Origin of the sequence: Marinobacterium sedimentorum, from assembly GCF_024267675.1 — a bacterium.
Classification (GTDB): Bacteria; Pseudomonadota; Gammaproteobacteria; order Pseudomonadales; family Balneatricaceae; genus Marinobacterium_A; species Marinobacterium_A sedimentorum.
Genome location: NZ_JALDYX010000061.1, coordinates 1 through 11,568, shown reverse-complemented (window position 1 = coordinate 11,568; position 11,568 = coordinate 1). Strand labels below are relative to the sequence as shown.

Below are 11,568 nucleotides of genomic sequence, written 5' to 3'. Positions count from 1 at the left end.
GTACCTGGCTACGAACCAGGCGGTCGCACGTTCGAATCGTGCCGGGCGCACCACTCCTGTAACAACCTCACTGCTTTAGCGCCCGTAGCTCAGCTGGATAGAGTACCTGGCTACGAACCAGGCGGTCGCACGTTCGAATCGTGCCGGGCGCACCACTACGAGAGACTGTAGTGTTTCTAAAGCAGATTTTCTGAAGCAAGTATCATTCTGATCTTACTTCTCGGCTCTACCTCTAGTTTCATCAAGATCCTTGGCCACCCAGTCGCTTTCTGTGATTCGTGATCTGGCATTCGGCATTGGCAGCCGGACAAGCTTCTGACTCGCGGCGTTCGATCCGGTATAATCGTGAGCCTCCGTTATCTCCGTCCTGTTTTCCTGGTCCGCGACATGAAATTTATCGTCAAGCTGTTTCCCGAAATTACCATCAAGAGTCGCCCTGTGCGCAAGCGCATGATTCAGCGCCTGGGGACAAATCTGGAAGTCACGCTGCGTCGTGTCGATGAACAGATCAAGGTGCGCAACAACTGGGACAAGATTGATGTTGTGTGCGTCCCCGGCACTGAGCACCTGCGAGACGAGGTCGTCTCAGTGCTGTCTCGCACGCCCGGTGTGCATGCCTTTCTTGAAGTGAGGGAATTTCCTCTGGTCGATTTTCATGACGCCTACGAGCGCACACGGGATGCCTACGCCGAGCTTCTGCGTGGCAAGACCTTCAAGGTGAGGGTCAAGCGCAGCGGTCGCAACCATGACTTCACCTCCGTGGACATGGAGCGCTACATCGGCGGCGGTCTGAATCAGCATACGGAAGCAGCCGGCGTCGATGTGCGCACCCCGCAGGTGTGGGTCGACCTTGAGATCGTGGATGATCGCATGTTTATCGTGACCGAACGTCACCAGGGGCTGGGCGGCTTCCCGCTGGGAACCCAGGAGCCGGTACTGTCGCTGATCTCCGGTGGTTTCGATTCGGTGGTGGCCTCGTACATGACCATGCGGCGCGGCTGCAAAACCCATTTCATCTTCTTCAATCTCGGCGGCTATGCCCACGAGATCGGCGTCAAGCAGGTCGCATTGCATCTGTGGCAGCGTTACGGCTCCAGTGCCCGGGTCAAGTTTGTGACCGTGCCCTTTGAAGAGGTGATCGGCGAGCTGCTGCAGAATGTGCACCACTCCTATATGGGTGTCATTCTCAAGCGCATGATGCTGCGGGCCGCAGAGCGGGCGGCCGATTTCATGAAAATCGATGCTCTGGTGACCGGCGAGAGCGTGGCCCAGGTGTCGAGCCAGACCCTGACCAACCTTGCGCTGATCGACAAGGCGACCGACAAACTGGTGCTGCGTCCGCTGGTGACCTCCGACAAGCAGGACATCATAGACCTGTCGAAGCAGATCGGTGCCTTCGAATTTGCCAAAAGCATTCCCGAGTACTGCGGCGTGATTTCGGACCGCCCCACCACCCGCGGCAAGATGGAACGGGTGCTGGAGGAAGAGGCCAACTTCGATTTTGATGTGCTGGAGCAGGCGCTGAAAAAAGTGCAGGTGATCGCCATCGATGAGATCGTCGAGAACATCAATGCCCATGCCGCGGTGGAGGCCCTGACCCGGGTCGGCGCCAACCAGGTGATCGTGGATATCCGCGCCAGCCACGAGCAGGAAAAGAAGCCGCTCAACATGCCGGGCTGCGAAATCCTTAGCATCCCGTTTTTCAAGCTCGGCAGCGAAGTGGAAAGCTTCGATACCGACCGCGAATACCTGCTGTACTGCGAGAAGGGCGTGATGAGCCAGATGCAGGCGCATCACCTGCAGGAAAAGGGTTTTGCCAATGTCAAGGTGTTTCGTCCCGAGAGCATCTGAGAACAGGGCCGAAGCATCGCAGAAAGGCGCCCTGGGGGCGCCTTTTTTCGGCCATTTAAAAGCTGCGTTTAATCGAAATAGGGTCAGTTATAAGTTTTCTTAAATGTCTGCCATAAATTATGCAGTCGACTCCTGTCTCCCTTGTTCCCCCTAATTTGTCTAAAATACGTTCGCTTATGTTGCCGGGATCAGGCATTCCCGGCTAAATTGAATCCGTTCAAATTGTTCGGAAACCGATCTTTAATGTTGATAAGTTCCTGAAAATAAAGAGAATTAGTCAACGACTGGATTAACACAAGGAGCATCCTACGATGGATAATCTGCTCTCCGAAGGCCTTGAGCTGATGGTATTCGGCATGGGATTCGTGTTTGTTTTCCTGACGCTGCTGGTATTCGTCACCGGGCTTATGTCCAAGATTGTTACGAAATATGCCCCCGCGCCAGAAATAAAACCGGCTAAAAAGCGTGCACCGGCCGCCGGGTCGGCTTCTGTGAGTGCTCCAGCCGCCAACAATGACGAGCTGGTCGCCGTGATCAGTGCAGCGGTACATAAATTCCGCTCAAACTGACGGCAGTGGTAATGAAAAGAATAAATGCATTCATTCGACAAAAGGCCCTTTAACATGTCCGATGCAAAGAAACCTTTAGGCATTACCGAACTGGTACTGCGTGATGGTCACCAGTCTCTGCTGGCTACCCGCATGCGCCTGGACGACATGCTTCCTATTGCCGACAAACTCGATCAGGTTGGCTACTGGTCTACGGAAAGCTGGGGTGGTGCAACATTTGACTCCTGCATTCGCTACATTGGCGAAGACCCGTGGGACCGTATCCGCGAACTGAAAAAGGCCATGCCGAATACCCGCCAGCAGATGCTGCTGCGCGGTCAGAACCTGCTGGGCTACCGTCACTACGCCGACGATGTGGTTGCCCGCTTTGTTGAGCGTGCTGCCACCAACGGTGTCGATGTATTCCGTATCTTCGATGCGATGAACGACCCGCGCAACCTGGCTGCCGCCATCAAGGCGGTCAAGGCGACCGGCAAGCATGCCCAGGGCACCATCTCCTATACCACCAGCTCTGTTCACACCGTGGACAACTGGGTGGATTACGCCAAGACCCTGGAAGACATGGGTGCGGAATCCATCTGTATCAAGGACATGTCCGGCATCCTCAAGCCCTACGAGGCGTTTGACCTGGTGTCCCGCCTGAAGAACCAGACTGAGCTTGAAGTGCAGCTGCAGTCGCATTCCACCTCCGGTCTGGCGGACATGACACTGCTCAAGGCCATCGAGGCGGGCATTGACCGCGTGGATGCGTCCATTTCCTCCATGTCCATGACCTATGGCCACACCGCCACTGAAACCGTGGTTGCCGCCCTGCAGGGTACGGACCGCGATACCGGTCTGGACCTGTTGCTGCTGGAAGAAATTGCCGCCTATTTCCGTGAAGTCCGCAAGAAATACGCGAAGTTTGAAGGTTCGCTGCGCGGTACCGATTCGCGCATCCTGATTGCCCAGGTGCCCGGCGGCATGCTGACCAACATGGAAAGCCAGCTGCGCGAGCAGGGTGCTGCCGACAAGTTTGACGAAGTACTGGCCGAGATTCCGCGCGTGCGCGCAGATCTGGGTCTGATCCCGCTGGTTACGCCGACATCGCAGATCGTGGGCACCCAGGCGGTGATTAACGTCCTGATGGGCGAGCGTTACAAGAGCATCTCCAAGGAAGTGCAGGCGATTCTCAAGGGCGAATACGGCGCCGCGCCTGCGCCCTACAACGCCGAGCTGCAGGCCCGTGTACTGGATGGCAAGGACCCCATTACTTGCCGCCCGGCCGACATGCTTGAGCCCGAAATTGAAAGGCTGACTGTTGAGCTGCGTAAGCAGGCCCAGGAAAAAGGCATTAGCCTGGCGACTGGCGACAGCGAAATTGATGATGTTCTGACCTACGCCCTGTTCCCGCAGATTGGGCTTAAATTCCTGGAAAACCGCGCCAACCCCGACGCATTTGAACCTGCACCGACTCTAGAGGACGCTCAGACCATGGCTGCACCGAAGAAATCCGGCCCGGAAGTTTACACTATCACCGTTAACGGCCAGAACTACGTGGTTCAGGTAGCTGAAGGTGGCGACATCTCCGCAATCTCCAAGGCTCCGGCCGCCGCTGCGCCTGCCGCTGCCGCACCGGCTGCTGCAGAGGGTGAGGACGTGCCCGCACCGCTGGCCGGCAACATCTGGAAAGTGGAAGTGGGTGTGGGTCAGGCCGTGCAGGAAGGTGACGTGCTGGTGATCCTCGAAGCCATGAAGATGGAAACCGAAGTCCGCGCCGCCCGCGCAGGAACCGTGGTTGCCGTCGACGTGAAGGAAGGCGATGCCGTTCAGGTGGGTGACTCCCTCCTGAGCCTGGCGTAAACGGGGAAGGATCCACATGGATAAGCTGATAACTCTGCTGACCGCATCGGGGATATACAATATCTCCGGCGGCCAGTTTGTGATGATCCTGGTCGGCCTTTTGCTGCTGTACCTGGCGATCAAGAAAAACTTCGAACCGCTGCTGCTGGTACCCATCGGTTTCGGCGGCATCATGGCCAACATTCCCGAAGCGGGTCTGGCCTTTTCGGCGGTTGAAAACGCGGTGCATTTCGCCAAGCCCGAGCTGTTACAGGCCCTGGCTTCGGTGCTGAATGTTGCCGGTACAGACCCCGAAGAAATCCTGCACGCCTACCATATCTCTGCCCCCTCGGTGCATGCGACAGCGTCGCTGGTAGCCCAGGATGGCGGTTACAGCAACGGCATGATGTACAACTTCTACCTGGTGGCCATAGCCTCAGGTGCCGCGCCGCTGCTGATCTTCATGGGTGTGGGCGCGATGACTGACTTCGGCCCGCTGCTGGCCAACCCCAAGACACTGTTCCTGGGTGCGGCGGCGCAGTTCGGCATATTCGCCACCATCATGGGGGCGATTGGCCTGACGATGCTGGGAGTGATGGACTTCAGCATTCAGGACGCCGCGGCGATCGGTATCATTGGTGGTGCCGACGGCCCGACCGCCATCTATGTAACCACGCTGCTGGCGCCCCAGCTGCTGGGTGCGATTGCGGTAGCGGCCTACTCCTACATGGCACTGGTGCCGCTGATTCAGCCGCCGATCATGCGTGCCCTGACCACTGAGGCAGAGCGCAAGATCAAGATGAGCCAGCTGCGTCACGTGTCCAAGCTGGAGAAGATCCTGTTCCCGATTTCGTTGCTGATCCTGGTAGCCCTGCTGCTGCCGGACGCCGCACCGCTGCTGGGCATGTTCTGCTTCGGTAACCTGATGCGCGAATGTGGTGTGGTGGATCGTCTGAGCGATACCGCCCAGAACGCCCTGATCAACATAGTCACCATCTTCCTGGGTCTGTCGGTTGGCTCCAAGCTGTCCGCTGACAAGTTCCTGGAGCTGCAGACGCTGGGTATCCTGGTGCTGGGTGTCATCGCCTTCGGTATAGGCACCGCCTGTGGTGTACTGATGGCCAAAGCGCTGAACAAGATGGCCGGTGGTAATTCCATCAACCCGCTGATCGGTTCGGCCGGGGTCTCGGCGGTGCCGATGGCCGCGCGTGTCTCGAACAAGCTGGGCCTGGAAGCCAACGCGCAGAACTTCCTGCTGATGCACGCCATGGGCCCGAACGTCGCCGGCGTTATCGGTTCCGCGGTGGCAGCCGGTGTGATGATCAAGTTTGTCGGCTAAACGACAAGCTGCTGGATAAAAAGGGGCCCTCATCGACGGCCCCTTTTTTGTGGCTGGCGTTTTATCTCAAGACAGCGAGGGTGCACAGGTGTGCCTGTTCAGTGGTATCAGCGAATGATGAGGCGCGGCAGCCAGCGCTGCTCCAGTTCGGTTTCGTTGATGTCATGGATGCCAAAGGGCGGGATAGCCGGATTGTCGGGCGGGGCTGCGAGCTGGTTAAGGTCCACGGCCCGGGCTTCGCCTTCAATGGCCCCGTCCGTAACGGTCATCTGGTAATAGACGCCGTTCCACAAGTTGGCGCCGAACTGGCTTGGGGGTTTGAACATGAACAGCAGATCGTGCTCGAGCCAGCGCAGGTCGGTTTCGCTCAGGGTGTGGGGGTTGTCGTAGGGGTAGGGGAGAAAGCACATATGTTCCGGGCCTTCGAGGCACTTCATCTCCTTCATCGACAGGAAATGGTCGGCGAAACGGCGCTTGTCCATGTCGAGTTGATACGTTACCAGATCGCTTGCGGCCTGCTGTTGCAGCTCGATACGGCCAATCACGTATTCGCTACCCTGGTTATCCAGCAGGTAGATGGTGCGCGTGCCAAGCGGCAGCGTGGCGGCCGAGGCAATCGGGATCTGCACCAGCAGCAATACAGCGGCGGTTGCATGGCGGGCAAGCACGGCGGGTCTCATCATCCATCTCCTCTCAGGGCATGAGTTCAGGGCATGATCTCAAGACATGAGTTCAGTGTAGGGATGATGCCAGGGTTCACAATGGTACTTAGGTACTCCGCAGTGTCCGGATGCCGGCGAATGTTGCCGTTGTTGCTAAGGGCCGCTGCAAGGAGCCGAGCATGGCCCTGCGCAACTCAATGCCCCGTCAGCACTTCCAGGTGTGCCTGCACCGAAAAACCCAGTGCTACGGGGTTGTAGCCGCCCTCCAGCACCGACACTATGCGCCCGTTGCAGCACTGGCGTGCCACATCGGTGAGCATTTGGGTGGCCCATCGGTAGTCCTCTTCGGTCAGCTCCAGATCCGCCATGGGATCTTCATGGTGGGCATCAAAACCTGCGGAGATAAAGATGATATCGGGCTTGTGTGCCAGCAGTGCGGGCAGCCAGCGGTCTTCCAGGGCGTGGCGGAACAGCGCCGGCTTGCTGTAGGCCGGCAGAGGGCAGTTGAGGATGTTGTCGCGCTGAATATCCTGGTAGCGCTCGGGGTAGTAGGGGTACTGGAAGGTCGAGCACACCAGCACTTCGGGCCTGTCCTTGAAGATATCCACAGTACCGTTGCCGTGATGCACATCGAAGTCGACGATGGCGACCCGCTGTACCGAGGGCTGCTGCAGCGCATGCAGGGCACCGATGGCGACATTGTTATAAAAGCAGAAGCCCATCGCCAGGCTGTGTTCGGCGTGATGTCCGGGCGGGCGTATGGCACAGAATGCATTCTGGACGGTGCCGCCCAGAACCAGGTCTGTGGCCTGGATAGCGGAGCCGGCCGCCAGGGTGGCGGCGTTCAGGCTGTGGGGGCACAGGGCGGTATCATCGTCGGCATGGACGATACCCTGCTCGGGCTGAAGCTGTTCGAGCCTCGTCCGATGCTGGCGGCTGTGTGCCAGCTCTATCTGTTGTGCGGTGGCTGCGACTGACTGATGCTGTTCCAGTTCCTGCATCAGGCCGGTGCGCTCCAGTACCTTGCGGATGGCCAGCAGGCGCAGCGGGCTTTCCGGATGTTCCGGACCCATGTCGTGCAGGGTACAGTCTGCGTGGGAGATTAAGGCGGTGGTCATGGTGACGGCACTCTTGTCATTGTTATGGCGCTATTAATCAGGCGTCGCTGTACAGTGCGAGGCTGGGAGCTCAAATACAGCGCAGCGTCTTTGCCTTGAGTGTAACGAATCGAGGCGCCGGCTGCCGCTAGCTTTAGGTCTTAGGCCTATAGGTCAATGTATTTTCGGTCTGTGCTTTTCCTGAAGCCCGCCGGGCTCCTATACTCCGCTATGCAACAGCAGCTTAAGGATTGGCGTTACGTGACAAACAGGAAGGTCGATTATTCAGACAAGCGGGTGTTGCTGATTGATAGCAGCGGCAATGTCCGCTCGGCGATCTTTCATATGCTGCGCCGCCTGGGTGTGCACAACATTCAGGCGGTGGGCATCAATGATCGGGTGTTCAGCCTGATCTCCGAGGGCGGCTTCGATCTGATTCTACTCGGTCACAATGGCAGCGATACGGTCTCCGGTATCCAGATACTCGAGGAGGCCCGTTACCGTGGCTATATGAAACCCAGCGCCGGCTGGGTATTCATGACCAGTGACGCCAGTCAGGAAATAGTGCTGCATGCCATCGACAGCCGCCCCGATGTGCTGCTCACCAAGCCCTTCAGCATTGATGAACTCAAACTGCGCCTCGATACCCTGGTCGGTCGCAAGGCGGTGTTGCGACCGGTGGATATGGCGCTGGAAATGGGTGATCTGGCCCGCGCCATTGCCGCCTGTGATGAGCGGGTGCCAAAGCATGATCCGCTGTTTGATTTTGTGCAGCAGGTCAAGGGCAAGCTGCTGATTCAGGCGCGCCGGTTTCAGGAGGCGCGGGTGCTGTCCGAGGCCCGTTACTGGCAGAGTCAGGATAAGGAAGCCGGGCTGCACCTGGCCGAAGCCCTGGCGGGTCTGGGTCAGTTTCGGGATGCCGTTGGCGTGCTGGAAGGTCTGATCGAGCATTATCCGTTGCTGATCGGCGCCTATGATCTGCTGGCCATAGTGCATGAGCGTCTGGGCGAGCTGCCCGCTGCCCGCGAGGCGCTGGTGGATGCCACCACACGCTGTCCGATGGGTATACCGCGGCAGATGGAACTGGGCCGTGTCTCGACCCAGACACGCAACCTGGACACCGCCGAGACGGCTTATCGAAAATCCATTGTACTGGGGCGTCACAGTGTTTATCGCTCCCCCGAGCCCTTTCTTAAGCTGGCCAATCTTCAGCGCCTGGCGCTGGCCGATGCCGATGCGCGCCAGGCGGTGCTGCTGCGTGATGCCTTTGATCAGTCACTGAATCAGGCGCTGTTCCAGTTTCCACGGGACAGTCGCTGCAAGATCCAGGTGGCGCTGCTGCGCCGCCAGCTGTTCGAGGATCTGGACGATGGCCTCGAAGCCGAACGCATGGAACGGGAGGCCGAGACGCTTAACCGGACGCTTGAAACGCCACTGGATCTCAAGCGTGAACAGCTGCGAGTGAGTGCCGACAAGGTGCCGCTGCTGGAGCCCGAAACGCCAGAACAGATGCAGGCGTCGCCGGAAACCGGCAAGCGGGATCCGGCCATGAGTCTGAAGGTCAACCGCCTTGGCGTGAAGCATTACCGCGTCGGCAAGGTGCCGCAGGCGCTGCGCTACTTCGGCATGGCCATTGACTACGATCCCGCCAATGGGTCGGCGCTGCTCAATCTCGCTCAGCTGTTTCTGGAGTCTGCCCGTGATACCGAAAAGAAGCGCGAGGAGCGCCTGCGCATGGTGGACCGTTACCTGCACCTGGCCGCGCGCCTGTCGATGAAAGGCGATGTACAGGCCCGGCAGATGATGCTGCAGCGCCTGCGGGCCCAGCCCATAGAGCAGCTGCCCCAGGGCAGCCTGGGTGCACTGCTGCGCTGAGAGCGCAGGCGCTTCAGCGCCTGCTTGTACCATGTGGTAAAATTCCCTCAGGTTTTTGAGTAACAGCAGCGGAACAGAGTGAATGACAGGGAAAAGCACCCCAGCGGTCGAAGAGATCAAACCCAAGCGGCGCTCGCGCATCAGGGAAGCCCATGAAACCCGCATACTGGCGGCGGCGGAAGACGTGTTTGCACAGTTCGGCTATAACGGCGCTTCGGTTGAAGCCATCGCCGAACAGGCCGGACTGTCGAAGCAGAATATGCTTTATTATTTTACGTCCAAGGAAATTCTCTATCGTCAGGTACTGAAGACGATTCTCGATCTGTGGCTCGAGAAAATGACGCTGCTGGAGCAGGCCGGTGAAGACCCCGCCGCCATGCTGGAAAATTACATTCGGGGCAAGTTCGAGATATCCCGCACCCATCCCAACGGCTCCAAGGTGTTTGCCAACGAGATCATCAATGGCGCGCCGCACCTGAAGGAGTATCTGCGCGAGCGGCTGTTGCCCCAGCTCGAAGCCGATATTGCTCTGGTACGGGGCTGGATTCGCGATGGTATTGTTGATCCCATCGAACCTGAACATCTGTTTTTTACCATCTGGGCGTCTACCCAGACCTATGCGGATTTTTCGGCGCAGATTGAGTTGTCGCTGGGCAAGGAGAGTCTGGAGGCGGATGACTTTACGCGGGCGGGGGATTTTTTAACCCATGTGATTTTGAAGGGTATTGGGTTGAAGGGGTGATGCGTTGAAGCCCGTGCAATCGTTGGCATCGAAGCGGTTTGATGGTTTGTGTTGCGCCTTGCTGGCGCGATACTTTCTTTGCTCGTGCAATGAAAGTATCCAAAGAAAGCACGCCCCGATGAAGCCTTTTCGCTGCGCTCTGAGCCCATGCGACGGGCTCCGCTGAAGGTACATCCATGTACCTCATCGGAGGCGCAACAGTCCCTGTTGCGCCCCTTCGGGCCAATTCGCCGCCTGACCTCAGTGCTCGCTGGCTTCATAAGGGGGAGGCTGCCAACTTCACCTTTTCCGCCAGCAGTTATAGATTATGAAATTCAATGCCGATAATTTCCTTAGCTAGCTGATGAACTATCTATATTAAAAACAAAAGGTACATGATCACTAACCGTTATCCAGTCATTGTGGTTACCTATCTCAAGGCTGCTGATTCTGGAAATGTCTTCTGACGTGAAAATATAATCTATGTGATAAGCCTTTTCGGGATTTCGGTGGAGAAAAAACGTTGGTCTGCTTTCCTTTCCTTGTGCCTCACTAAATTGACTGTGGTAAAGGCTTTGAATACCTATTGCATCAAGCTCCGATATGACATCAGAATGGTTCCACCACCTGTCAGGTTTATCCCATATGACATTGCTATTAAAGTCACCAAGAATGATTGTGCTGTTTCCCGATAATTCTTCCCGATGGATCTGCAAGTATTTCCAGAACTGTCCCATATATCCGAAAGCTTGGTCATTACTGACTTTTGTCCAGACTGCCAAAATTGTAAGATAATCGTTGATAGTAAATGGTAAAAATAGTTTTAATTCATCTGTGCTCCATCGAAGTGCCGTACTGCTGCTGTCTAACTCAGTGAGTTTAAAATCCCCTTGCCAATTGAGGCTTTTAACTAAATTCCCTTTTTTTGGAAATACACCAATTCCTCGATTTTTAGATTCTCCTATCCAAAGGTAATCACCAGCCCAGTCTCTATACTCGGGGCTGGACTTTTCTGGGTTCTCACACTCTTGGATAACTAGTAAGTCGGCGTCAAAACTGTTGGCCTCGTCCAGCTTTTTTCTCAATGCACCGTTACAATTCCAATTTACAATTTTCATATGCTATACCGTTAACGCCGGAAACAGGGGCAGATTTAAGGAATGGTCCTTCCATAACGTTGTTTGGGACTCCGAGTGCCGTGAATAAAAGTGATAATTTTACTACCATGTTAGAGATTTTTATTGTCTGAGTTGTCGGTACGAATAGATATGTTTAACGATTGATTTCCAACACTGGTAATACTAGCTAGGGTTTTAGATATTTTCTCAAGACTTTGAGCAGTCTGCTTGTCCCAATTATGATCCGACGCATCCGTACCCTCGAACGAACGTAGATCTATTCTAGATATGGTTGTGTGTTTTTGACGCGTTAGACTTAAGGGTGGTCGACTGTAGTATGTGGCGGTTATGTCAATGATATCCTCGCCAAGTCCTTTTTTTAGACCGCCGTATTGCCCCCAAGTAATAATCCGTCGTTCGCTTTTCGAAAATGAAGGGATGCCTTTTATTAGGGGGCCTTCCAGGGCAAACGCATGAACACTATTTGATCAGCCCGAGAATGTGAAACAGGTAAC

At 56.3% G+C, this 11,568-nt stretch carries 9 protein-coding genes and 1 tRNA gene; 7 read left to right on the top strand and 3 right to left on the bottom strand.

Annotated elements, in window-relative coordinates:
• Positions 1-78 precede the first annotated feature (78 nt).
• From MRS74_RS23060 to MRS74_RS23040, 5 genes are all read left to right on the top strand, one after another.
• A tRNA-Arg gene (locus tag MRS74_RS23060) sits at positions 79-155 on the top strand.
• Positions 156-387: 232 nt separating this feature from the next.
• Positions 388-1,851, top strand: a complete 1,464-nt coding sequence (thiI, locus tag MRS74_RS23055; protein ID WP_254582636.1) for a tRNA uracil 4-sulfurtransferase ThiI — start codon at positions 388-390, stop codon at positions 1,849-1,851.
• A gap of 311 nt (positions 1,852-2,162) precedes the next feature.
• Positions 2,163-2,420: an OadG family protein gene (locus MRS74_RS23050; RefSeq protein ID WP_254582635.1), complete on the top strand. Its 258-nt coding sequence runs from the start codon at positions 2,163-2,165 to the stop codon at positions 2,418-2,420.
• Positions 2,421-2,474: 54 nt separating this feature from the next.
• On the top strand, positions 2,475-4,262 hold the full coding sequence (gene oadA, locus MRS74_RS23045; protein WP_254582637.1) for a sodium-extruding oxaloacetate decarboxylase subunit alpha: 1,788 nt from the start codon (positions 2,475-2,477) through the stop codon (positions 4,260-4,262).
• Between the two features lie 16 nt (positions 4,263-4,278).
• Entirely contained in the window at positions 4,279-5,580 is a 1,302-nt protein-coding gene (locus MRS74_RS23040) for a sodium ion-translocating decarboxylase subunit beta (protein ID WP_254582634.1), read from the top strand.
• Positions 5,581-5,687: 107 nt separating this feature from the next.
• Here the strand turns inward: MRS74_RS23040 and MRS74_RS23035 are convergent, their stop codons facing one another.
• Both MRS74_RS23035 and MRS74_RS23030 read right to left on the bottom strand, forming a co-directional pair.
• The gene (locus MRS74_RS23035; protein ID WP_254582633.1) at positions 5,688-6,263 is read right to left on the bottom strand and encodes a hypothetical protein; all 576 of its coding nucleotides are present in this window, start codon (positions 6,261-6,263) and stop codon (positions 5,688-5,690) included.
• A gap of 173 nt (positions 6,264-6,436) precedes the next feature.
• Positions 6,437-7,360 carry a histone deacetylase family protein gene (locus MRS74_RS23030; RefSeq protein ID WP_254582632.1) on the bottom strand — a complete coding sequence of 308 codons (924 nt, stop codon included), beginning with the start codon at positions 7,358-7,360 and terminating at the stop codon, positions 6,437-6,439.
• A 240-nt stretch (positions 7,361-7,600) separates the two neighbouring features.
• On the opposite strand from MRS74_RS23030, the gene MRS74_RS23025 reads away from it, so the two are divergent.
• Positions 7,601-9,214, top strand: a complete 1,614-nt coding sequence (locus MRS74_RS23025; RefSeq protein ID WP_254582631.1) for a tetratricopeptide repeat protein — start codon at positions 7,601-7,603, stop codon at positions 9,212-9,214.
• Positions 9,215-9,296: 82 nt separating this feature from the next.
• Positions 9,297-9,956: a TetR/AcrR family transcriptional regulator gene (locus MRS74_RS23020; RefSeq protein WP_254582630.1), complete on the top strand. Its 660-nt coding sequence runs from the start codon at positions 9,297-9,299 to the stop codon at positions 9,954-9,956.
• A gap of 332 nt (positions 9,957-10,288) precedes the next feature.
• On the opposite strand, the gene MRS74_RS23015 is transcribed toward MRS74_RS23020, so the two are convergent.
• Positions 10,289-11,053 carry an endonuclease/exonuclease/phosphatase family protein gene (locus MRS74_RS23015; protein ID WP_254582629.1) on the bottom strand — a complete coding sequence of 255 codons (765 nt, stop codon included), beginning with the start codon at positions 11,051-11,053 and terminating at the stop codon, positions 10,289-10,291.
• Positions 11,054-11,568 lie beyond the last annotated feature (515 nt).

Bases quoted from the DNA above. Each gene is read 5' to 3' on its own strand.
- MRS74_RS23050 (WP_254582635.1), top strand. From the start codon at position 2,163: ATGGATAATCTGCTCTCCGAAGGCCTTGAGCTGATGGTATTCGGCATG.
- MRS74_RS23040 (WP_254582634.1), top strand. From the start codon at position 4,279: ATGGATAAGCTGATAACTCTGCTGACCGCATCGGGGATATACAATATC.
- thiI (WP_254582636.1), top strand. From the start codon at position 388: ATGAAATTTATCGTCAAGCTGTTTCCCGAAATTACCATCAAGAGTCGC.
- MRS74_RS23020 (WP_254582630.1), top strand. From the start codon at position 9,297: ATGACAGGGAAAAGCACCCCAGCGGTCGAAGAGATCAAACCCAAGCGG.
- MRS74_RS23030 (WP_254582632.1), bottom strand. From the start codon at position 7,360: ATGACCACCGCCTTAATCTCCCACGCAGACTGTACCCTGCACGACATG.
- MRS74_RS23035 (WP_254582633.1), bottom strand. From the start codon at position 6,263: ATGATGAGACCCGCCGTGCTTGCCCGCCATGCAACCGCCGCTGTATTG.
- MRS74_RS23015 (WP_254582629.1), bottom strand. From the start codon at position 11,053: ATGAAAATTGTAAATTGGAATTGTAACGGTGCATTGAGAAAAAAGCTG.
- oadA (WP_254582637.1), top strand. From the start codon at position 2,475: ATGTCCGATGCAAAGAAACCTTTAGGCATTACCGAACTGGTACTGCGT.